Origin of the sequence: Citrobacter amalonaticus, from assembly GCF_018252635.1 — a bacterium.
Taxonomy (GTDB): Bacteria; Pseudomonadota; Gammaproteobacteria; order Enterobacterales; family Enterobacteriaceae; genus Citrobacter_A; species Citrobacter_A amalonaticus_E.
This window is the reverse complement of the sequence record NZ_JAGTXM010000008.1, coordinates 55,647-78,433: the sequence shown is the minus strand read 5'-3', so window position 1 is coordinate 78,433 and position 22,787 is coordinate 55,647. Positions and strand designations below refer to the sequence as shown.

Here is a 22,787-nt window from a genome sequence, read left to right as displayed (position 1 = left end):
GGAGTCACAATGGAACAGGTTGTAATTGTTGATGCGATCCGTACCCCGATGGGCCGTTCGAAAGGTGGCGCGTTTCGCAACGTACGTGCGGAAGACCTCTCCGCGCATTTGATGCGTAGCCTGCTGGCGCGTAATCCAGCGCTGGAAGCGGCTGCGCTTGATGACATCTACTGGGGCTGTGTGCAGCAGACGCTGGAACAGGGCTTTAACATCGCCCGTAACGCCGCGCTGCTGGCAGAAGTGCCACACTCGGTTCCAGCAGTGACCGTCAACCGTCTGTGTGGTTCATCGATGCAGGCATTGCATGACGCCGCACGCATGATCATGACCGGCGATGCGCAGTCCTGCCTGGTGGGCGGAGTGGAGCACATGGGCCATGTGCCGATGAGCCACGGCGTCGATTTTCACCCGGGCCTGAGCCGTAACGTCGCCAAAGCGGCTGGCATGATGGGGTTGACGGCGGAGATGCTCTCCCGCATGCACGGCATCAGCCGTGAAATGCAGGATGCCTTTGCCGCGCGTTCACACGCCCGCGCCTGGGCCGCAACGCAGTCTGGCGCGTTTAAGAATGAAATTATCCCGACCGGCGGACATGACGCCGATGGCGTGCTAAAGCAGTTTAACTACGACGAAGTGATCCGCCCGGAAACCACGGTTGAAGCTTTGTCCACTCTGCGTCCGGCGTTTGACCCGGTCAGTGGTACGGTCACCGCAGGCACCTCTTCAGCTCTCTCCGATGGCGCTGCCGCCATGCTGGTGATGAGTGAAAGCCGTGCGCGTGAGCTGGGCCTGAAGCCTCGTGCCCGCGTGCGCTCAATGGCGGTGGTGGGTTGTGACCCTTCCATCATGGGCTACGGCCCGGTTCCGGCATCAAAGCTGGCGCTAAAAAAAGCCGGGCTTTCCGCCAGCGATATCGGTTTGTTTGAGATGAATGAAGCGTTCGCCGCTCAGATCCTCCCGTGCATTAAAGATCTGGGACTGATGGAGCAGATCGACGAGAAGATCAACCTTAACGGCGGTGCGATTGCGCTCGGCCATCCGCTGGGTTGCTCTGGTGCGCGCATCAGTACCACGCTGCTCAACCTGATGGAACGCAAAGATGTCCAGTTCGGTCTGGCGACGATGTGTATTGGGTTAGGTCAGGGTATCGCGACAGTATTTGAACGGGTGTAAAGATATTCACTCATTGTAGGCCGGGTAAGCGAAGCGCCCCCGGCTCGATTGCCGGATGGCGACGCTAAAGCATCTTATCCGGCCTACAACGAAAACGTCACTGTATAACAATTTAGTTGCCGTTCTTCCCGCCTGTCAGGGGCGGGTTTTTTATTGTTATCGTGTCAGATGAAGGCGAACGCATCGCCAAACAGGCGATCTTCTCGTGCACTGCGCTCATTACAGAACAAGTCACGCGCAATTTTCGCCATCTCAAAACGCCCGGCAATATAGATATCATGTTCAGCCAGCGAGCCGTGATCTTGCATGACTGCCGTTAAAACCGTCCCTGTACGCCCACGCCAGCCAGCTTCAGGTTGTTCCACCACCGCTTCTACGCGCAGATTAGGGTGGTTGACAGAGAGCGCTTCAAGTTCAGAGAGATCGTAGAGGTGCTTCACTTCGCGACCGCCCCAGTAAATCGTGACCTCACGATTGGGATTATGCGCCAGCGCCGTCAGCAGAATAGAACGGGCGTAGGAAAAGCCCGTACCGCCTGCAATCAGGATCAGCGGACGCTCTTCATCGTCACGCAGCCATGCATCACCATGCGGAATATCTATCGTTATCTCATGGTCTTTCAGGATGCGATCCATCACGGCTTTGGCATAGAGATTAATTTCTGACGCACCAATGTGGAGCTCAATAAAACCTTGCTCATCCGGCGTAGAGGCCATTGAAAACGGGCGTTTATCCCGCTCATCCATCACGACCATCAAATATTGACCGGCGCGAAAGGAAAATGCCGCGTCGGGTACTAAACGAACACGGTATACGGTATCAGTGATAGCTTCTACCGAGGTCACTTTACAGCTTAAGGTTGTCATGCGCTCCCTCTATGGGTCTGTAGGGCAAAACGAGCGCCTCAGGCGCCTTTACCGTCATTAAAGATGGCCAGTTCATCCCAAATCGCATCGATGCGGGCGGTCACGTCGGGATCTTTTTTAATTGGGCGTCCCCACTCGCGTTGGGTTTCACCTGGCCATTTGTTCGTGGCATCCAGCCCCATTTTTGAACCCAGACCGGAGACCGGCGAGGCAAAATCCAGATAATCAATTGGCGTATTTTCTACCAGCACCGTGTCCCTTGCCGGATCCATACGGGTGGTAATCGCCCAAATCACATCGTTCCAGTCGCGTGCATTGACGTCATCATCACAAACGATAACAAATTTGGTGTACATAAACTGGCGTAAAAATGACCAGACACCCATCATGACGCGTTTCGCATGTCCCGCGTACTGTTTTTTTATGGTGACAACGGCGAGGCGATATGAGCACCCTTCCGGCGGCAGGTAAAAATCGACGATTTCCGGGAACTGTTTTTGCAGAATCGGCACAAACACTTCATTCAGCGCAACGCCGAGTACGGCAGGTTCATCCGGCGGACGACCGGTGTAGGTCGAATGGTAAATCGCATCCTCACGCTGGGTAATATGCGTGACGGTAAAAACGGGGAAGCTATCCACTTCATTATAATACCCTGTATGGTCGCCATACGGGCCTTCCGGCGCCATTTCACCCGGATCGATATACCCTTCCAGCACAATTTCCGCACTGGCAGGCACTTCAAGATCGTTAGACAGACATTTAACCACTTCGGTTTTTGTCCCACGTAGTAGACCAGCAAACGCGTACTCTGAGAGGGTATCCGGTACCGGCGTTACCGCGCCAAGAATGGTGGCAGGGTCCGCCCCCAACGCAACAGAAACCGGGAAACGTTCACCCGAATGCGCCGCACACCACTCCTGATAATCCAGCGCACCGCCACGATGAGACAGCCAGCGCATGATCAGTTTATTTTTGCCAATCAACTGCTGGCGATAAATGCCCAGATTCTGCCGTTCTTTATGCGGGCCACGTGTCACGGTCAACCCCCAGGTAATGAGCGGCGCAGCGTCTTCTGGCCAGCAGGTCATAATGGGAATTCGGTTTAAATCGACGTCATCGCCCGAGATGATTTTTTGCTGGCACGGCGCACCGCGCAGTCGCTTCGTCGGCATATTCAGCACCTGTTTGAACTGTGGCAGTTTATCAAACAGATCGCGAAAGCCTTTCGGCGGCTCCGGCTCTTTCAAAAAGGCCAGTAATTTACCCACTTCCCGCAGCGCAGAAACATCATCCTGCCCCATGCCCATCGCGACACGTTTTGGCGTACCAAACAGATTACACAACACCGGCATCGAATAGCCTTTGGGGTTTTCAAACAGCAGCGCAGGGCCACCGGCTCGTAGCGTGCGGTCGGCTATTTCTGTGATTTCCAGGTGTGGATCCACGTCAAGCGTAATGCGTTTGAGTTCGCCCTGTTGTTCAAGCAGCGTCAAGAAGTCGCGTAAATCGTGATATTTCATGGCGTCCATTGTGGCCTCTTCGTAAGCGCCTCATTATACGGCGTTCATCATCGTGATGCTGTATTTTTGTTAAATTAGCGTGAACTCTTGCAGCCCACCGCCGCCGCCGGGATTATAATTAACTTCACGCCTTGCATTTGCTATGCTTGCGCCCCGAACAAGCGGATAAGAGTCATTATGCAATCCTGGTATTTACTGTACTGCAAGCGCGGGCAACTTCAGCGTGCTCAGGAACACCTCGAAAGACAGGCAGTGAGCTGCCTGACGCCGATGATCACCCTGGAAAAAATAGTGCGTGGAAAACGTACCGCAGTCAGCGAACCCCTGTTTCCAAACTATCTATTCGTGGAATTTGACCCGGAAGTCATTCATACCACGACGATCAATGCCACACGCGGCGTCAGCCATTTTGTCCGCTTTGGTGCCTCGCCGGCAATTGTCCCTTCCACGGTGATTCACCAGCTCTCCGTCTATAAACCAGAAGGCATTGTCGATCCTGAAACGCCTTATCCCGGCGACCATGTGGTCATTACGGAAGGGGCTTTTGAAGGCTTGCAGGCGATCTTCACTGAACCGGACGGTGAGGCGCGCTCCATGCTGCTGCTCAACCTGTTGAATAAAGAGGTGAAGCAGAGCGTGAAAAATACCGGTTTCCGTAAACTCTAACAGCGACTCAGAACGTAATTCCAAACAGGGTTCTGACGTTCGCATCCGTTGTGGCGGAAAGCCATTGCGGATCGTCGCCACGCCAGTGGGCAATACGCTCAAGAATATGTGGCAGATGTGCCGGTTCGTTACGTCGCGATGCGGGTTTCGGCGAGAGATCGCGCGGCAACAAATACGGCGCGTCGGTTTCAATCAGCAACTGTCTGGCCGGAATAAACGGTAGCAATTCGCGCAGTTCAAGCCCACGACGTTCATCACATACCCAGCCCGTAATACCGATATATATGCCCCTGTCGACACACGCCTGCATCTCCTCACGCGTACCGGTAAAGCAGTGCAGCACCGCGCCCGGGAGTTTGTCCAGCCACGGATCCAGCAGCGTCAGGAACCGCGCATGCGCATCACGACAATGCATAAAGACCGGCATCTGTAACTCAGCGGCGATACGCAACTGTGCGTCAAACGCCCGCTCTTGCTCCTGCGGGGTGGAAAAATTGCGATTGAAATCGAGACCACATTCGCCAATCGCCACGACCTCCGGCTGGTTCGCCAGCGCCACAATCGCGTCCTCTGTTACAGGCTGCCACTGGCTGCTGTCATGCGGGTGAACACCGGCCGTCGACCAGCAGTGAGGATAGGTCTGCGCCAGCCGTTGTGCCTGCTGACTTTCATACAGATTGGTTCCGGTAAGAAGCAGGCCATTCACGCCAGCGGCCGTCGCGCGTGCCACGACTTCATCACGATCTTTCAAAAACTGCGAACTGGTTAGATTAACGCCGATATCAAACATGTTTCGCTCCATACAACAACCGCCCTGACGGGCGGTTGAATTTACTCTTCTGTCTTCTCGGCTTTTTCAGCGTCGGCTTCTGATTCCGCCTCGTTATCTTCATCCCGCGTCTGTCGCTTACCGACATAGAAGCGTGAGAAGAAAACACCGACTTCAAACAGGCAGTACATCGGGATCGCCAGTAACGTCTGGGAAAAAACATCCGGCGGCGTCAGCAACATCCCCACCACAAACGCGCCGACCAGCACGTAAGGCCGCTTTTTACGCAAATCGTCCGGCGTCGTTACCCCCATCCAGCAGAGCAGCACGATGGCAACGGGCACCTCGAAAGAGACCCCGAACGCCATAAACAGCGCCATGACAAAGCTCAGGTAGCTGGCAATATCCGTCGAGACCTGCACGCCTTCCGGCGCGGTATTGGCAAGGAAGCCAAACGCCAGCGGGAACACGACAAAGTAGGCAAACGCCATACCGATATAGAACAGTAACGAGCTGGAGATCAGCAACGGCACCACCATCCGGCGTTCATGCTTATACAGCGCTGGCGCGATAAATGCCCAGACCTGATAAAGGATCACCGGCGCTGACAGGATCAGCGACACCATGAAGGTTAATTTGATCGGGGTGAAGAACGGTGATGCGACATCCGTCGCGATCATGGTCGCACCCTGTGGTAACTGTTTGATAAGCGGCGAGGAAACCAGGTGATAGATGTCATTGGCAAAATAGACCAATGCCAGAAAAATCACGATAACCGCAATAATGCAGTTAAGCAGACGTTTACGCAGCTCAATCAGGTGCGTGATAAGCGGTTGAGTATCTTCTACAGCCATGTTTACGGTTTATCACTCGACGTAGGGGAGGAGCCAGCAACAGGGGCAGCGGTTTTCGGTTCAGCGTCCTTCACATTGACGGCAGGAGGCGTCTGTCCGACAATCTCAGGAGCCTGTTCCGGTGCACTGGCCTGGACTTCAGCAGTGGCGGGCGTGACCCCTTCATGCTGTTCTTCGTTCCCTTTCACCACCGGGTTATGGATAGTGTGCGCTTCGTCGCTCGCTTTTTCGGGCTCGTTCGCGCTATAGGAACGCTTCATTGACTCCGCCGCCTGGCGCAATTCATCCATCGAGGCTTTCAGCTCAGGAGTCAGGTTTTCCAGGCTCGCTTTCTCAACCTTTTTCAGGCTGTCCTGAAACTCCTGGAGCTTAAGCTCCTGGGTCAGTTCATTCTGAACGGTGGTCGCAAGGGATCGCAACGCGCGTATCCAGCCAGCTATCGTTTTGACGGCTACCGGCAATCGCTGCGGCCCCAGTACGACGAGGCCGATAATAAATACCAGTAACAGTTCGCTAAAACCGATATCAAACACGAATTACACCTGCTCTTTATCGTGGCTTTTCGCGTCTTCTTTTTTCGCAGTTTCTTTATTAGCGTCTGCCGGTTTGTCAGTAATAGACTTCGCGGTAAAGTCAGCGTCCTGACTGGCTTTATCCTGTTTAGCATCATCATCACTCATGGCTTTTTTGAAGCCTTTGATCGATGCGCCAAGATCGGAACCGATGGAGCCGAGTTTCTTGGTGCCAAACAACAGTACAACGATGACGGCAATGATCACCAACTGCCAAATACTGATACCACCCATACATGTTCCTCTGTGATAGATGATGAATTATTAAGGCCGTAGTATACGTTACCCGGCCTGCCTTGAGCGATGAAAAAATCAGCGAGTTTTGCGCCAGCCGACAATCCAGGCGACCAGACCGCCCGCCATTAACCAGCCGGGCATATAGCCCCATTCAGGACGATTAATCAGCAGGAATGTCCCACTTAAGAGCAACGTGGCACCAATTCCCAATAAGTAACGGGATTGGCCCTGACGCACATGATTCTCCTGAAGCTCGCGCGCAATCTTATCAACACTGTGCTGTAAATATTTGCCCTGGCGCAAACTGTCGTACACCAGTTCAGGGAGTTCTGGCATTTTTTCGACCCAGAACGGCGCTTTTTCCTTAAATGCCCTGACCAGCGCCGGAATACCGACCTGATCTTTAATCCATGATTCCAGAAAAGGCTTCGCCGTTTTCCAGAGATCCAACTGCGGATAGAGCTGACGACCTACGCCCTCAACATACAGTAATGTCTTTTGCAACAATACCAGTTGGGGCTGCACTTCCATGTTAAATCGACGCGCCGTATTGAAAAGGTTTAACAAAACGTGACCAAACGAGATTTCTGCCAGCGGTTTCTCGAAGATAGGCTCGCACACGGTACGAATCGCAAACTCAAACTCTTCAACGTTGGTATCCGGCGGAACCCAGCCAGAATCGACATGCAGTTCCGCAACCTTGCGGTAATCACGATTAAAAAACGCGATGAAGTTCTCCGCCAGGTAACGCTTATCTTCCTTGTTCAGAGAGCCGACAATGCCGCAATCAATGCCAATATATTTCGGATTTTCGGGGTGTTCATAACTGACAAAGATGTTTCCGGGGTGCATATCGGCGTGGAAAAAGCTGTCGCGAAAGACCTGAGTGAAGAAAACCTGCACGCCGCGCTCCGCCAGCAACTTCATGTTGGTGCCGTTTTTCTCCAGCGTCACCACATCGGAAACGGGGATGCCGTAAATGCGTTCCATCACCATCATATTCTCACTGCAATAGTCAGAATAGACTTCCGGGATGTACAGCATTGGGCTGTCTTCAAAGTTACGACGTAGCTGGATAGCGTTAGCTGACTCGCGGAGCAGATTCAGCTCATCAATCAGCGTTTTTTCATATTCACGCACCACTTCCGTCGGTCGCAGACGACGACCATCCGGCAACAGGCGCGGCACCCAACGAGCAAGACGGTAAATCAGTTTCAGGTCTGCTTTGATGACCGGCAGAATGTCCGGACGAATGACTTTGATAACGACTTCCTTGCCGTTTGTTTTCAGTCTTGCCGTATGTACCTGGGCAATCGACGCTGATGCCAGCGGTACGATTTCAAATTCATCAAACCAGGCTTCAACTGGCAGTCCGCCCATCGCTTCTTCAATTTGTGCTTTAGCCAGTTTGCCATCAAATGGGGCGACTTTATCCTGTAACAATGCAAGCTGATCGGCGATATGCGGAGGGAAAAGATCGCGGCGGGTCGAGAGCATTTGGCCAAACTTGATCCACACTGGCCCTAACTCTTGCAGAGCCAGTCTCAGTCGCTCTCCCAGTAATTTGTCTTTATGCCGGTTTGGCATCCAGAACAGGCAGTAACGCCATAACCGCAGCGGCAGCGTGATCCGCATTTTGGGAATGAGTTCATCTAGTCCGTAACTTAAGAAAGTGCGAATGATGAAATATAGGCGCCGTACTTCACCTGGCGTCATTTAGCCTCCAGTTTTTCCAGCCGCCGGGTCAGCGCATCGACAGCGCGTTCCACAGCTGCCGTTTCTTCCGCAAACCATGCAACCTCAAGCGATCCAGGAGCCATTCGCCACTCTTCCGTAATGGCTTCGGCAACATAGCGTTGCTGACGCTGGAGCCCGTGACGGAGAAATTTTGCCCCGCCGCGCAGGGCTTTGCCAATCCCTTCCGCCGCAATATCACCGGTATAAGGTGCCAGCAGTTCCGCAGGGTCGAACTCCGCCAGATCGACAAGGGCAACGAAATTCTGCACAACCTGAATATCACCCTGCACTTCCAGTTCGCCACTGCGAATCAGCGCAGTTAGTTGCTGGCGATCGCGTAATTTTGGCAATACGCTGGCAAGGGTAATGACGGTACAGTCGGCTTCGCCAGCCCACTCGCCCAGCACGTCCACCTGACGCTCGCTAAATACCAGAATTAATGATGTCGAAAAGCCTTTTAGCTCCACGCGCAGCACCTTGCCCAGCAAACGTGCTCGCGCTGTTTTCAGCGCCGGCGAACGATACAGAAATGTATTGAGCAGACTTTCCATTCCTGCCGTCACTAAGGGTTTAAAAGGCATCCCCGATCTCCTGTCAGAACTTATAGCCGCGATGTAGCGCAACCACACCCGCCGTCAGGTTGTAGTAGTCGACGCTTTCGAACCCGGCGTCCTGCATCATCGCTTTCAATGTGTCCTGATCGGGATGCATACGGATAGATTCAGCCAGATAGCGATAGCTGTCGGCATCATTAGCGACCATGGATCCAATGCGCGGCAGGATATGGAAAGAGTAGGCGTCGTAGGCTTTGCTCAGCGGCTCGATAATCGGCTTAGAAAATTCCAGCACCAGCAAGCGACCACCCGGTTTCAGGACGCGGAACATGGAGCGCAGGGCTTTATCTTTGTCCGTGACGTTACGCAAACCGAAGGAAATAGTAATGCAGTCAAAGGTGTTGTCCGGGAAGGGCAGCGCTTCGGCATTAGCCTGAACGTATTCCACATTACCGATCACACCGATATTGCGCAGTTTCTCGCGACCCATTTTGAGCATCGAGTCATTAATATCTGCCAGAATCACCTTGCCGGTTTCCCCGACCAGGCGCGAGAATTTAGCCGTCAGGTCACCTGTCCCCCCCGCTAAATCCAGTACAGTCTGACCACGGCGCACGCCGCTACAGTCGATAGTGAAGCGTTTCCACAAACGATGGATGCCAAAAGACATCAAATCGTTCATGACATCATATTTTGATGCCACCGAATGAAAAACGTGGGCCACCATGTCCGCTTTCTGCTCTTTAGCGACAGTCTGAAAACCAAAGTGCGTCGTTTCTTGTGAATTATCCACCATCTCAGTGCCTGCTCATCAAAAAATTGTTCGAGAAGTGTAACAGATTGGGGCGCATTGCCCTACCCTTCCGCCCGTCCTGGCTGCCCCGAACGGACTAATTTGATTGTTGCCTGATTCCGTCGTCGCCGGAATACGCGCTATCTTCCCGCTCTTCGGGTACCGATCGCAACCGATACTCTTCATCTTGCGTTGTGGCCTGTTCCGCCAGGTCAGGGTTTATCTCACGCTTAATTTCCACCCCTAAGCCACGAAACGCTTCCGCCTGTGCCAGCACATTGCCGCGACCGGAAGTAAGCTTTTTCATCGCCTGACGGTAGTTGTCCTGCGCTTTGTCGAGACTCTGTCCAATGGAGGACATATCATCGACAAAGAGACGCATCTTGTCATAGAGCTTGCTGGCGCGGTCAGCGATCTGTTGCGCGTTACGGCTTTGATGCTCGTAGCGCCACAGATTCGCAATGGTACGCAGTGCCACCAGCAGCGTCGTTGGACTGACCAGCATAATATTATTCTTAAGCGCCTCGGTTATCAGTTCGGGCTGTCTGTCGAGCGCCAACAAAAATGCGGGTTCCACGGGGATAAACATCAGTACGTAATCCAGTGTGCGCAGTCCCGGAAGCTGCTGATAATCCTTACGCCCCAGCAAACGGATATGGTTACGCACGGAGGCAATGTGCTCCTGAAGCGCGCTTTCGCGGGTGTAATCATCTTCCGCATTGAAATAGCGTTCGTAAGCCACCAGCGTCATTTTGGCGTCGATCACTACATCTTTGCCCTGCGGCAAGCGCACAATTACGTCGGGCTGCATGCGGGAACGGAGGTCATTTTCGATACTGACCTGCGTTTCGTACTCGTATCCGGCACGCAAGCCGGACGCCTCCAGCACGCGGGTAAGCACCACTTCACCCCAGTTTCCCTGCGTTTTGTTGTCGCCTTTCAGTGCGCGTGTCAGATTGACCGCTTCCTGGGCCATTTGCGCGTTGAGCTGTTGCAGATTACGAATTTCATGCGCCAGGGTATGGCGCTCACGCGCTTCCTGACCGAAGCTGTCCTGTACCTGACGGCGAAACCCGTCCAGTTGCTCGCGAAGCGGCGTCAGCAGGCTGTTCAGGCTCTGTCGGTTTTGCTCATCAACCCGGCGGTTGCTTTGTTCGAAGATCCGGTTCGCCAGGTTTTCAAACTGCTCGTTGAGCCGCTGCTCGCTGTTGATCATCTGACGGACTTTTTCTTCCGCATGCTGCTGTGTCGCTTCCATTCGCGTGGTGACTTCCCGCAGATCCGCCTCCAGCGAGGTGTTAATACTGCGCAGACTGCGCAATTCGTTATTGAGCAACTCACACTCGTCACGCCAGTGTTCACTTTGGGCAAGCTGCTGCTTTGCGGCACTTAATGCCGCCACCATCTCTTCACGTTCAGCGAATTGTTCGGCTTTCTGGTGCGCATGCTGATAGCTGGCAATCAACCAGCCAAGCGCAATGCCCACCAGCGCGATAACCGCATAAATGATGATTGAGATATCCAAAATGCCTCCTGACGCCATACATCACCCGCACAAAATAGAATTGTGCTGTATAAACGTCCAGTTTCAAAGAGATTTCCTACGAGGAGCTACGCAAAATAAAGGCGTAAAAGAAAAAGGCCGAACACGTCGGCCTTTAACCGTCAGAGAAAAGGATTAAATCAGACGACGTGCCGCTTCCACTACGATTTTCACCGCGTGGCTTTCGGTTTGCTTCATCGTCTCAGCATTCGGGATCTCTTGTTGAGTACGGTTGACAATGACACCAGCGACCATCCCGGCACGCAATCCCTGGCTTGCGCACATGGTGAGCAACGTGGCGGATTCCATTTCGTAGTTCATCACGCCCATTGACTGCCACTCTTCCATAGAGCCTTTGAAACGACGCACCACGCGACCGGAGAAGGTGTCGTAACGTTCCTGACCTGGATAGAAGGTGTCAGAAGAGGCGGTCACACCCACATGAGTGGTGGCACCGATGGACTTTGCCGCTTCAACCAGCGCGGTGGTGCATTCAAAGTCTGCGACTGCCGGGTACTCCATCGGCGCAAAGTGCAGGCTTGCGCCATCCAGACGAACGGACGCGGTGGTGACCAGAACATCGCCAACATTGATGTGCGGCTGAATGGCGCCAGTGGTGCCAATACGCAGGAAGGTACGAATGCCCAACTGGGCCAGTTCTTCCACCGCAATCGAGGTAGACGGGCCGCCGATACCGGTTGAGCAGACGATGACGGCTTTACCGTCCAGCTCTGCGCGCCAGGTGGTGAATTCACGGTGAGATGCCAGCTTAACCGGCTTCTCCATCAGCGCGGCGATCTTTTCCACACGTTCCGGATCGCCAGGGACGATAGCCAGCGTAGCCCCTTGTAAATCGTTCTTGGTGAGGCCGAGATGAAAAACGTCAGACCTGGACATATAAAACTCCTCTGTGATTCGGTTTTTGTCAGAAGAAGCAAAAAGACACTTTACCGAAGGACTTAAGATATTTTCGTGATAACCATCACCATGATGTAAATCAGTTGCATTAATTTACCTGTAAATAGTGACCAATATCACATCAACAACCCGGTTTTCTCTTTCTTTGCACAAAAAGCGAGCCGTTTGAGGCAGTGTGAATGGTTAAAGGCTGTCTATAGTTAATAGTGCGCTATTTTTCTAAGGGTACGGAGAATACCATGACATCAACACCACAAACCGGTTTTGCACCTGCAGCATCCCCTGTTGCCTCTACCTCAGTTCATACTCCGGACGACGCCATTGTCGCGGGTCTTACGTCAATCCCTTCCCAGGGAGACGATATGCCGGCATTTCACGCTCGCCCGAAAAAGAGCGATGGACCACTGCCTGTGGTCATTGTAGTGCAGGAAATCTTTGGCGTGCATGAACATATCCGTGACGTCTGTCGCCGTCTGGCGCTGGAAGGATACCTGGCAATCGCGCCAGAACTCTACTTCCGCGAGGGCGATCCCAATGATTTCGCCGATATTCCCACTTTGTTGAGTGGTCTGGTGGCAAAAGTGCCGGATTCTCAGGTTCTGGCCGACCTTGATCACGTCGCCAGTTGGGCTTCACGTAATGGCGGTGACGTCCATCGCCTGATGATCACCGGCTTTTGCTGGGGTGGCCGTATAACCTGGCTTTATGCGGCGCATAACCCGCAACTTAAGGCGGCCGTGGCGTGGTATGGAAAATTGACGGGCGATAAATCACTGAACTCACCAAAACACCCTGTCGATGTGGCGACCGATCTGAACGCGCCGGTGTTGGGGCTCTATGGCGGTCAGGATAACAGTATTTCGCAGGAGAGCGTGGAGATCATGCGCCAGGCCTTACGTGCCGCTAACGCCAAAACGGAGATTGTCGTCTATCCCGATGCCGGCCATGCCTTCAATGCCGACTATCGCTCGAGCTATCACGAAGAATCCGCCAAAGACGGCTGGCAAAGAATGCTGGCATGGTTTGCGCAGTACGGAAGTAAGAAATAACGCAGGTCTGGACCGCCACCCGACAACAGGCCGGGCGGCGGCTTCGCCTTACCCGGCCTACGGCGATTATGCCTGACGCAGATTCTGCGCGGCTTTCACCATGTTCGCCAGCGCGCTACGGGTTTCCGGCCAGCCACGGGTTTTCAGACCACAGTCCGGGTTCACCCACAGGCGTTCAGCCGGGATACGCTGTGCCGCTTTTTGCAACAGCGCCTCAATCCACTCTACACTCGGGACGTTCGGCGAGTGAATGTCATACACGCCCGGCCCGATTTCATTGGGATAATCAAACTCTTCGAACGACTCCAGCAACTCCATATCAGAACGCGAGGTTTCGATAGTGATCACGTCCGCATCCAGCGCGGCGATGGAATCCATGATGTCGTTAAACTCGCAGTAACACATGTGGGTATGGATTTGAGTCTCGTCCTTCGCCACCGCAGCATTGATGCGAAACGCTTCCACACCCCACGCCAGATAAGCATCCCAGTCGCTGCGACGCAACGGCAGCCCTTCGCGCAACGCCGGTTCGTCTATCTGAATGATGCCAATGCCCGCCGCTTCCAGATCCGCCACCTCGTCACGCAGCGCCAGCGCAATCTGTTTGGCGATGGTTTCGCGGCTCACATCTTCGCGTGGGAAAGACCAGCAGAGAATGGTCACCGGGCCGGTCAGCATGCCTTTCACCGGCTTGTCAGTCAGCGACTGCGCATACTTCGCCCACTCAACGGTGATCGCTTGCGGGCGGCTGACGTCGCCTATGACCACCGGCGGCTTCACGCAGCGGGAACCGTAACTTTGTACCCATCCATTCTGGGTAAACACGAAACCGTCCAGGTGCTCGCCGAAATATTCCACCATGTCGTTACGCTCAGCTTCGCCGTGGACCAGCACGTCCAGACCCAGACGTTCCTGCTCAACAATCGCCTGCTTAATATGCTCCGCGATGCCGGTGTGGTAGTTGTTGGCATCAAGCTGGCCTTTTTTGAAATCCAGACGCAGGCTGCGGATTTCAGTGGTCTGCGGGAACGAACCAATCGTCGTTGTCGGCCACGCCGGCAGGTTAAAGCGCGCACGCTGAGCTTGAGCGCGCACGTCGTAAGGGTTAGCACGCTGGCTGTCCTGCGCGGTAATGGCCGCCAGACGTTTTTCCACCGCCGCATTGTGCACACGGGTTGAGTGGCGACGCGCCTGAATCGGTGCGCTCCATTCGGCGATAGCCGTGGTGTCACCACTGTTCAGCGCGTCGCGCAACAAGGTCAGTTCCGCACATTTTTGCAGAGCGAAGGCAAACCAGCTCTTCACCTCCGCGTCCAGACGGGTTTCGACGCTGAGATCGATGGGGCTGTGCAGCAGTGAGCAGGACGAGCCGACCCACAGATTACGCTGATCGGCAATATCTTTAATCTGGGCATATTTTTCGCTCAGATCGGCGCGCCAGACGTTGCGTCCATTGACCAGGCCAGCAGACAGCAGCCAGCCAGACGGCAGTCGTTTATGCAGCTCAGCCACGTCGTCTTTACCGTGGACCAGATCCACATGTAGCCCCTGCACGGGCAGCGCGGCGATAGTATCAAGATTAGGCGTCACGCCTTCAAAGTAAGTGGTCAGCAGCAGTTTCACCTGCCCGGAAAGCGCATCATAGGCCGGTTTGAAAACATTTAGCCACGCCTGCGGCAGTTCCAGCACCAGGGCCGGTTCGTCGATCTGCACCCACTCGATACCGCGTTTTGCCAGTTCGCTCAGGACCTGCTTATAAACCGGCAGAATGTCATTTAGCAGGTTAAGGCGGTCGAACTGCTCACCTTTCACTTTGCCCAGCCACAGGTATGTTACCGGCCCCAACAGGACAGGTTTCACCTTGTGACCCAACGCCAGCGCCTCGTCCACTTCATCCAGCAGTTGTGTCCAGGTCAGTTTAAACTGCTGGCCTTTCACGAACTCTGGCACCATGTAGTGATAGTTAGTGTTAAACCATTTGGTCATTTCTGCCGCCGCTGCCGGTTCGCCCGTCGGCGCACGACCGCGACCAATACGGAACAGGGTGTCGATATCCACGGAACCGTCTTTATTCAGATGACGCGCCGGGATATTACCAAGCAGCAGGCTGGTGGTCAGAACATGATCGTACCAGGCAAAATCACCAACCGGCAGAAGATCGATACCCGCCTGCTTTTGTTGATCCCAATGACGCGCACGCAGTTCGCGGCCCACCGCCAGCAGTTCTTCACGGGTCGCAGTACCCGCCCAGTAGCTCTCTTGCGCTTTTTTCAGCTCGCGACGCAGGCCAACACGAGGAAAACCGAGGGTGTGATTCAATATTGTCATTTTACTGCCTCTAATTATATGTAAATCCTATGGATTTTGAATTTAGGGAAGGCGGTAAGTTTGCGCATCCCCAGGAGCTTACTGAAGTAAGTGACTGGGGTGAGTAAACGCAGCCAACGCACCATAAATTTAAAAGACGAAGGATTTTGGACGTCCAGATGTTTACACATCTATAATTCGCAAGTACTGTATATTCCTCAAGCGCAATTTGTTCATGCCGAAGTGAAGGACTTTCATGATCGAGATTAAACACCTGAAAACGCTCCAGGCGTTGCGGAATACCGGGTCACTGGCAGCCGCCGCGGCGACGCTACATCAGACCCAATCCGCCCTGTCTCACCAGTTCAGCGATCTGGAACAACGCCTTGGCTTTCGGTTATTCATACGTAAAAGCCAGCCGCTGCGTTTTACCCCACAGGGCGAGATCCTGTTGCAGTTAGCCAGTCAGGTGCTGCCGCAAATTAACCGCGCGTTGCAGGCCTGTAACGAACCGCAGCAGACCCGTTTGCGTATCGCCATCGAGTGCCATAGCTGTATTCAATGGCTGACGCCGGCGCTGGAGAACTTCCGCGCCAAATGGCCGCAGGTGGAGATGGATTTTAAATCCGGCGTGACGTTTGACCCCCAGCCCGCGCTCCAGCAGGACGAACTGGATCTGGTGATGACTTCTGACATTCTGCCGCGCAGCGGGCTGCACTATTCGCCGATGTTTGATTTTGAAGTCCGCCTGGTGCTGGCCCCCGAGCATCCGCTGACCAGCAAAACACAGATCACGCCAGAAGATTTAGCCAGCGAAACGCTGCTGATTTATCCGGTACAGCGCAGTCGGCTGGACGTCTGGCGTCATTTTCTTCAGCCTGCGGGAGTCAGTCCGTCGCTGAAAAGCGTGGATAACACCCTGCTGTTGATTCAGATGGTGGCAGCAAATATGGGCATTGCCGCCCTGCCGCACTGGGTCGTGGAGAGTTTTGAACGCCAGGGTCTGGTCGTGACCAGAACCCTGGGGGATGGCTTATGGAGCCGTCTGTACGCCGCCGTGCGTGACGGCGAGCAGCGCCAGCCGGTAACTGAAGCGTTTATTCGCTCGGCGCGCAATCACGCCTGCGATCATCTGCCGTTTGTTCGGAGCGCGGAGCGACCCACTTCCGATGTACCCACAATGAAGCCAGAATCACAACCGCGCCTGTGATAAAACTCGGCCAGTGGGGCTGTTGGTGCCAGATTGCCAGGTTAACCAGCAGTCCGGCGGGGACGTGCATATTATTCATAATACCCAGTGTCCCTGCATCCACCTGGGTGGCGCCGTAGTTCCACATGAAGTAGCCAATCCCCGACGCCGCCACGCCCAGGAACACCAGAATGCTCCATTGCAGCGTGGTTTCCGGCATTTTCTGCGCATTCCCCAGCGTGAACCAGGCGATGACTGCAACCAGAAACGCGCCGACGTAAAACCAGGCAAACGCGTTATGCTGCGGCATCGGACGCGTCTCCATCAGGCGTTTATAACCCACCATCCCGATGGCGAAACTGATATTGGAAAGCTGTACCAGCAGCAGGCCTGTCCAGAAATGATCGGTTACCTGATCATAGCGAATAATTCCTGCGCCAATCACCGCCAGCAGCGCGCTAAAAGCATAACCCCAGCGCAGGCGACGTTTGCTCATCACATCATAAATCAGCGTGATATAAAGCGGCGTCAACACGGTAAATAGCAGCAGTTCAGAGACCGTCAGGTAGAGATAAGCATGGAAACTCAGCATATACATGATGCCAAGCTGCATGGCGCCCACCAGCATATACAGGCCGATGGTCTTCAGACTGTGTCCACGGGTACGCAGGAAAGGCAGGAATACGATAGCTGCAAGGCCAACCCGAATCAGCACGGCAAAATAGCTGTCAACATGCCCGGCGAGGTATTCGCCATACAAACTAAAGGAGAAGGCCCACAGGATTGTGGTAATGATGAGTAACGCCACAATGGATATCTCGTAGAATAAGGAGTATCCATTGTAGCGGAGAGTGCGGTTGACAACTGATTAAATAGCGCACGATTGTTTTAGCGTAAATAGAGATCCCGCAGATAATGCGGCACCGCATCGTCAACGTTCGAGCCGATCACTTCCAGCTCGGGATGCAGATCCTTCAGGCGCTGATGCGCTCCGGCCATAATGCAGCCTTTACCCGCCATCGACAGCATTTCAGCATCGTTCATCCCGTCGCCAAAGGCGATACAGTCCTGGAGACTGTAACCCATGGCTTTCGCGACCGCTTCCAGTGCATGGCCTTTCGACACACCGCCTGCCATCACTTCCAGACAGGTGAGGGTGGAAAAACTCACGTTCACGCGATCGCCCCATCGCGCATTGATCGCCTGTTCCAGAGGCAGCAGTATGTCATGGGAATGACTGGTGAAGAACACTTTGCTGACGCCTTCCGGCTCCAGTAAACCGGGTTCAAACAGCGAGTAATGGAACACCGCCTCTTTGAAAAAGCGCATCTCATCCGGACGATGGCGGTTCATAAACCATTCGTCGTCACGATAAACGTTAGTGATGATATCCGGGTTTGTGTTCACTACGCCAAACAGATCGCTGGCGATATCACGATCCAGATTATGCGTAAACACCAGATTACCGTCCATATCATGCACACGTGCGCCGTTGGAGGTAATCATGTAGCACTTAATCTCCAGATTATCGCGGATTTGTCCCACATCAACGTGGTGACGACCGGTCGCAAAGACAAAGTTAACGCCACGTGCTGTCAGCAGTTTCAATGTCTCTTTCGCGTACGGACTAAGGGTATGGTCGGGAGAGAGCAGTGTGCCATCTAAATCAGACGCAACAACCTGATACATATAAAGATTTAACCTCTAAGCAAAGCGGTTTCCGCTGGTAAGTTATGCTTGTTGAAAAAATCAACAATAGCCTGGAGCGCGACTGAGCGCATAGCGTCCTTTTCAAAAAGGATCTCATGGTAAGCGCCGTTGATGACCAGCGGTTGACCCCCTTCAACAGGATGGCCCGCGGCAGCGCGGAGTTCACAAAAGCGTTCGTGCATGCGGTTATCCACCACACGCTCTTCTTCGGCCTGAATTAGCAGGGTTGGCGTGGCGTCATCGCCCGCACCGGCCAGCACCTGTTCAGCCGCCAGGATACCTTCCCGTACCCAGTGAAAGGTCGGGCCGCCGACACGCAGCTGGGGCTCATCGGCATAAAAACGTAAATTACGCCGATAGCGCTGTCGACTGTGCGTTAATAAATTCATGCCAAAGGGCAATGCTCGCCAGCGTCCAGTACCGATCGCATATCCTTCCCGGATACGCTGATGGCCTTCGGCCCAGTCGAGGATATGACGTACCATCCAGTCTGGCAGACGCATCACAATACCAAACATTGGCGCGCAGAGCGCGATCGCATCGCACTGATGCGGATGACGCTGCAAAAACAGTGTCGCAATCGCTCCGCCCATCGAATGCGCCAGAATATAGCGTTTACGCCACGGCCCCGGCTGCACTTCCTGTTCCCAGAACGCCGATAAATCATCAACATAGTCGGTGAAATTATCGACATGACCGCGATTAGGATCCGATAGCATACGCCCTGAACGCCCCTGGCCGCGATGGTCAATAATGAGGACATCAAAGCCCAGATGAAACAGGTCATATGCCAGCTCAGCGTATTTCACATAGCTTTCAATTCGCCCCGGACAGACGACAATCACCCGATCGTTATCCGCTGCACGAAACCGAACAAAGCGCACCGGCACACGGCCGACGCCGGTCAATTCCGCTTCCTCTCGCTGACGCCAGAAGTCTGTCAGCGACCCCATGGAAAAAGCCGCAAACGCGTTTTCTCTCGTTTCCCAGTCTTTTTGCTGCTGAAACATCGGGTATCCAGCCTCGTTTACCAGGTAAAAATCGTTTTTTCAGTCATGTCTGACACAACACCGCAACAGTAGCGTATTGTGGCATAAAAATAGACAATCAGGGAGTTTCTCATGACCTTCGAATGGTGGTTTGCCTACCTGCTGACATCCATAATTTTGAGCCTTTCACCAGGCTCTGGCGCCATCAACACCATGACAACTTCCATCAATCATGGCTATCGCGGGGCTGCGGCGTCAATTGCCGGGTTGCAGGCCGGACTGGGCATTCATATCGTCCTGGTCGGCGTTGGTCTGGGCACCCTGTTTTCACGCTCCGTCATCGCCTTTGAGGTACTGAAATGGGCGGGCGCTGCCTATCTGATTTGGTTAGGCATCCAGCAATGGCGCGCCGCCGGGGCCATTGATCTCAATACCATGGCCCAGACCCAGTCGCGCGGTCGCCTGTTTAAACGCGCGGTCTTCGTCAACCTGACGAACCCCAAAAGCATTGTCTTTCTGGCGGCCCTTTTCCCACAGTTCGTGATGCCAAAAGAACCACAGCTGATGCAGTATATCGTGCTCGGCGTGACCACTATTATGGTCGATATCGTGGTAATGATCGGCTATGCCACGCTGGCGCAGCGTATCGCGTTGTGGATCAAAGGACCGAAACAGATGAAGGCGTTGAATAAAGTCTTCGGTTCACTGTTCATGCTGGTGGGGGCACTGCTGGCGTCGGCGCGCCACGCCTGACGGGTTGCCGGATAGCGTCTGGCGCGTATCCGGCACGTAGCCTTAGCGTGAAATGATCAGATGAATGCCGAAACCGGCAAACAACGCTCCGGCAAAACCGTCGATCCATTTTGCCAGCCGCTGATACCCACGACGCATTTTCGGCAGCGCAAAAAGACTCGCCACGACGGTAAACCACGCGAAAGTCTCAACGATAATCAGCACGAAAATCCCCCAGCGTGCGGCAGTACCGACGCTGTCGCCGACAAACAGAGAAAAGACCGAACCGAAGTAGATGATGGCTTTCGGGTTAGCCAGGTTCGTCAGTAAACCTTTTAGGAAACTGCGGCCGCTTTGCGCCAGCTCAACCTGCGGCGTGGGTGCGGCAACATCCTGCTTTTTCAACGCGCCGCGCAGCATCTGGTAGCCCATCCAGCACAGATACAGGCCGCCACCCACCATAATGATGGTGTGTAGCCAGGCCATTTTTTCGATGATCAAATGCAGGCCGAGCAGCGCAATGCCCGCCCAGACCATGACACCACAGGTAATGCCGAGCACGCCCATCATCGCTTCTTTGCGCGAGCGGCTGACCGCCGTCTGCGAGACGAAAAAGAAATCCGGCCCCGGGCTCATCAGTGCCACAATGTGCACCATCGCCACGGTGAGAAATAACATTAACATGATGAAATACTCGCGGGGGAAACAGTTCAGTGAGTCACCATCCTGGCACTTTTTTGTCTGGCTGACTACTGTTCGTCGTCACCATCGACATGAGCGCGGATAAGCGCCATAAATTCTTTGCCGAAGCGCTCCAGTTTACGCATGCCCACGCCGTTAACGCTGAGCATTTCGCTCGCGGAAACCGGCATCTGTTCCGCCATCTCAATTAACGTGGCATCGTTAAAGACGACGTACGGCGGGATGTTCTCTTCATCGGCAATGGCTTTACGCAGCTTGCGCAGTTTGGCGAACAGTTTGCGATCGTAATTGCCACCAAACGATTTCTGCATCACCCGTGGTTTCAGCGCGACAATACGCGGCACAGCGAGTTGCAGAGCGACCTCGCCGCGCAGCACCGGACGTGAAGCGTCGGTGAGCTGTAGCGCGGAATGCTGGGCGATATTCTGAGTAACGAAGCCCAGGTGAATCAACTGGCGGATCACGCTCACCCAGTGCTCGTGGCTCTGCTCGCGTCCCATACCGTACACTTTGAGCTTGTCATGGCCGAGCTCACGAATGCGCTGGCTGTTCGCTCCGCGAATCACTTCCACCACGTAACCCATCCCAAAGCGCTGATTTACCCGACCAATGGTTGAGAGCGCAATCTGCGCGTCCTTCACGCCATCATACTGTTTCGGTGGATCGAGACAGATATCGCAGTTACCGCACGGCTCCTGACGCCCCTCGCCAAAGTAGTTCAGAAGCACCAGACGACGGCAGGTTTGCGCCTCGGCAAACGCTCCCATCGCATTTAGCTTATGCCGTTCAATATCCTGTAATTGCCCTTGCGGTTTCTCTTCCAGGCAGCGTCGCAGCCAGGCCATATCCGCCGGATCGTAAAACAGCATTGCCTCCGCTGGCAGACCGTCACGCCCGGCACGACCCGTTTCCTGATAGTAGGATTCAATGTTGCGCGGAATATCGAAATGCACCACAAAGCGCACGTTGGGTTTATTGATCCCCATACCGAAAGCGACAGTCGCGACGACGATTTGCAGATCGTCGCGCTGAAATTTTTCCTGCACGTCGGCGCGAATATCATTTTCTAGTCCGGCATGGTACGCCGCAGCGCTAATGCCTCGACTTTGCAGACGCGCGGCGGTGTCTTCCACCTTTGCACGACTGTTGCAGTAAATAATGCCGGACTTACCGCGTTGCTCCTGAACATAACGCATGAGCTGATCGAGCGGTTTAAACTTCTCCATCAACATGTAGCGGATGTTCGGGCGGTCAAAGCTGCTGATCTGGATTAAGGGATCGTTCAGCCCAAGCAGGCGAACAATATCCAGCCGCGTGGTTTCATCGGCGGTGGCGGTCAGCGCCACAAACGGCAGGGCAGGAAAACGCTGTCTGAGCTGGCCCAGAGCGGCATATTCCGGGCGGAAGTCGTGTCCCCACTGTGAGATGCAGTGCGCTTCGTCCACGGCCAGCAGTACCGGATTCCAGTGCGCCAGATGTTCAAGAAAGTTGTCCAGCATCAGGCGTTCAGGCGCGATATACAGCAGGCGAATTTGCCCGGTTCGACAACCCGCCATCACCTCAAGCTGCTGTTCGCGCGTTTGCGTCGAGTTCAGACACGCCGCCGCCACGCCGTTCGCCAGCAACTGATCGACCTGATCTTTCATCAGGGAAATAAGCGGTGAAACGACCACTGTCAGGCCGTTGAGCAATAAGGCGGGGATTTGATAGCACAAGGATTTTCCGCCCCCGGTCGGCATCACGACCAGGCAGTCGCGTCCCGAAACAACGGTGTCGATAATCGCTTCCTGACCCGGGCGAAACTGTTGGTAGCCAAAGGTTTCCTGCAAAACCTGCTTAGCCCCTGACTCCAGATTCAACACTTCCGCCTGCGCCACATTAACCCCGTTCGCTTAAATCAAAAC

22 protein-coding genes are annotated in these 22,787 nt (G+C 54.2%); 5 read left to right on the top strand and 17 right to left on the bottom strand.

The window, feature by feature from the left end; all coding sequences use genetic code 11:
* Positions 1–9 precede the first annotated feature (9 nt).
* Positions 10–1,173: an acetyl-CoA C-acyltransferase FadA gene (gene fadA, locus KE671_RS21590; protein ID WP_206164681.1), complete on the top strand. Its 1,164-nt coding sequence runs from the start codon at positions 10–12 to the stop codon at positions 1,171–1,173.
* Positions 1,174–1,337: 164 nt separating this feature from the next.
* Here fadA and fre read toward each other — a convergent pair whose 3' ends face one another.
* Entirely contained in the window at positions 1,338–2,039 is a 702-nt protein-coding gene (gene fre, locus KE671_RS21585) for an NAD(P)H-flavin reductase (protein ID WP_206164680.1), read from the bottom strand.
* A 38-nt stretch (positions 2,040–2,077) separates the two neighbouring features.
* The gene (ubiD, locus tag KE671_RS21580; RefSeq protein WP_206164679.1) at positions 2,078–3,571 is read right to left on the bottom strand and encodes a 4-hydroxy-3-polyprenylbenzoate decarboxylase; all 1,494 of its coding nucleotides are present in this window, start codon (positions 3,569–3,571) and stop codon (positions 2,078–2,080) included.
* Positions 3,572–3,739: 168 nt separating this feature from the next.
* Between ubiD and rfaH the strand changes: the two genes are divergently transcribed.
* The gene (rfaH, locus tag KE671_RS21575) at positions 3,740–4,228 is read left to right on the top strand and encodes a transcription/translation regulatory transformer protein RfaH (RefSeq protein WP_206164678.1); all 489 of its coding nucleotides are present in this window, start codon (positions 3,740–3,742) and stop codon (positions 4,226–4,228) included.
* A gap of 7 nt (positions 4,229–4,235) precedes the next feature.
* On the opposite strand, the gene tatD is transcribed toward rfaH, so the two are convergent.
* From tatD to udp, 9 genes are all read right to left on the bottom strand, one after another.
* Positions 4,236–5,018 (bottom strand): 3'-5' ssDNA/RNA exonuclease TatD, encoded by a 783-nt coding sequence (gene tatD, locus KE671_RS21570; protein WP_206164677.1) that lies wholly within the window; start codon positions 5,016–5,018, stop codon positions 4,236–4,238.
* A gap of 41 nt (positions 5,019–5,059) precedes the next feature.
* On the bottom strand, positions 5,060–5,851 hold the full coding sequence (gene tatC, locus KE671_RS21565; protein WP_061075742.1) for a Sec-independent protein translocase subunit TatC: 792 nt from the start codon (positions 5,849–5,851) through the stop codon (positions 5,060–5,062).
* Between the two features lie 2 nt (positions 5,852–5,853).
* On the bottom strand, positions 5,854–6,384 hold the full coding sequence (tatB, locus tag KE671_RS21560; RefSeq protein WP_206164676.1) for a Sec-independent protein translocase protein TatB: 531 nt from the start codon (positions 6,382–6,384) through the stop codon (positions 5,854–5,856).
* Positions 6,385–6,387: 3 nt separating this feature from the next.
* Positions 6,388–6,657 (bottom strand): Sec-independent protein translocase subunit TatA, encoded by a 270-nt coding sequence (gene tatA / locus KE671_RS21555; protein ID WP_206164675.1) that lies wholly within the window; start codon positions 6,655–6,657, stop codon positions 6,388–6,390.
* A 78-nt stretch (positions 6,658–6,735) separates the two neighbouring features.
* Entirely contained in the window at positions 6,736–8,376 is a 1,641-nt protein-coding gene (gene ubiB / locus KE671_RS21550) for a ubiquinone biosynthesis regulatory protein kinase UbiB (RefSeq protein ID WP_206164674.1), read from the bottom strand.
* Complete coding sequence (gene ubiJ, locus KE671_RS21545) at positions 8,373–8,978, bottom strand: ubiquinone biosynthesis protein UbiJ (protein WP_206164673.1); 606 nt, start codon at positions 8,976–8,978, stop codon at positions 8,373–8,375. The genes ubiB and ubiJ overlap by 4 nt, the downstream gene beginning before the upstream one ends.
* Before the next feature lie 13 nt (positions 8,979–8,991).
* Positions 8,992–9,747, bottom strand: a complete 756-nt coding sequence (gene ubiE, locus KE671_RS21540; protein WP_206164672.1) for a bifunctional demethylmenaquinone methyltransferase/2-methoxy-6-polyprenyl-1,4-benzoquinol methylase UbiE — start codon at positions 9,745–9,747, stop codon at positions 8,992–8,994.
* A 94-nt stretch (positions 9,748–9,841) separates the two neighbouring features.
* On the bottom strand, positions 9,842–11,269 hold the full coding sequence (rmuC, locus tag KE671_RS21535; protein ID WP_206164671.1) for a DNA recombination protein RmuC: 1,428 nt from the start codon (positions 11,267–11,269) through the stop codon (positions 9,842–9,844).
* A 153-nt stretch (positions 11,270–11,422) separates the two neighbouring features.
* Positions 11,423–12,184 carry a uridine phosphorylase gene (gene udp, locus KE671_RS21530; protein WP_042998824.1) on the bottom strand — a complete coding sequence of 254 codons (762 nt, stop codon included), beginning with the start codon at positions 12,182–12,184 and terminating at the stop codon, positions 11,423–11,425.
* A gap of 260 nt (positions 12,185–12,444) precedes the next feature.
* Here udp and KE671_RS21525 point away from each other — a divergent pair, with 260 nt between their 5' ends.
* Positions 12,445–13,254, top strand: coding sequence for a dienelactone hydrolase family protein (locus tag KE671_RS21525; protein WP_206164670.1), 810 nt, complete (start codon positions 12,445–12,447; stop codon positions 13,252–13,254).
* 66 nt (positions 13,255–13,320) lie between these two features.
* On the opposite strand, the gene metE is transcribed toward KE671_RS21525, so the two are convergent.
* The gene (metE, locus tag KE671_RS21520; protein ID WP_206164669.1) at positions 13,321–15,582 is read right to left on the bottom strand and encodes a 5-methyltetrahydropteroyltriglutamate--homocysteine S-methyltransferase; all 2,262 of its coding nucleotides are present in this window, start codon (positions 15,580–15,582) and stop codon (positions 13,321–13,323) included.
* A 235-nt stretch (positions 15,583–15,817) separates the two neighbouring features.
* Here metE and metR point away from each other — a divergent pair, with 235 nt between their 5' ends.
* Positions 15,818–16,771, top strand: a complete 954-nt coding sequence (gene metR, locus KE671_RS21515) for an HTH-type transcriptional regulator MetR (RefSeq protein ID WP_206164668.1) — start codon at positions 15,818–15,820, stop codon at positions 16,769–16,771.
* Here metR and KE671_RS21510 read toward each other — a convergent pair.
* The 3 genes from KE671_RS21510 to pldB form a co-directional block, all read right to left on the bottom strand.
* The gene (locus KE671_RS21510) at positions 16,659–17,558 is read right to left on the bottom strand and encodes a carboxylate/amino acid/amine transporter (RefSeq protein WP_206164667.1); all 900 of its coding nucleotides are present in this window, start codon (positions 17,556–17,558) and stop codon (positions 16,659–16,661) included. The genes metR and KE671_RS21510 overlap by 113 nt on opposite strands.
* An 80-nt stretch (positions 17,559–17,638) precedes the next feature.
* Positions 17,639–18,439, bottom strand: coding sequence for a sugar/pyridoxal phosphate phosphatase YigL (gene yigL, locus KE671_RS21505; protein WP_206164666.1), 801 nt, complete (start codon positions 18,437–18,439; stop codon positions 17,639–17,641).
* Positions 18,440–18,447: 8 nt separating this feature from the next.
* The gene (pldB, locus tag KE671_RS21500) at positions 18,448–19,470 is read right to left on the bottom strand and encodes a lysophospholipase L2 (protein WP_206164665.1); all 1,023 of its coding nucleotides are present in this window, start codon (positions 19,468–19,470) and stop codon (positions 18,448–18,450) included.
* A 111-nt stretch (positions 19,471–19,581) separates the two neighbouring features.
* Here pldB and rhtB point away from each other — a divergent pair, with 111 nt between their 5' ends.
* Entirely contained in the window at positions 19,582–20,202 is a 621-nt protein-coding gene (gene rhtB / locus KE671_RS21495) for a homoserine/homoserine lactone efflux protein (protein WP_206164664.1), read from the top strand.
* 42 nt (positions 20,203–20,244) lie between these two features.
* On the opposite strand, the gene rhtC is transcribed toward rhtB, so the two are convergent.
* Together rhtC and recQ are read right to left on the bottom strand one after the other, a co-directional pair.
* Positions 20,245–20,865 (bottom strand): threonine export protein RhtC, encoded by a 621-nt coding sequence (rhtC, locus tag KE671_RS21490; RefSeq protein WP_042326133.1) that lies wholly within the window; start codon positions 20,863–20,865, stop codon positions 20,245–20,247.
* Between the two features lie 65 nt (positions 20,866–20,930).
* Positions 20,931–22,760 (bottom strand): ATP-dependent DNA helicase RecQ, encoded by a 1,830-nt coding sequence (gene recQ / locus KE671_RS21485; RefSeq protein WP_206164663.1) that lies wholly within the window; start codon positions 22,758–22,760, stop codon positions 20,931–20,933.
* Positions 22,761–22,787 lie beyond the last annotated feature (27 nt).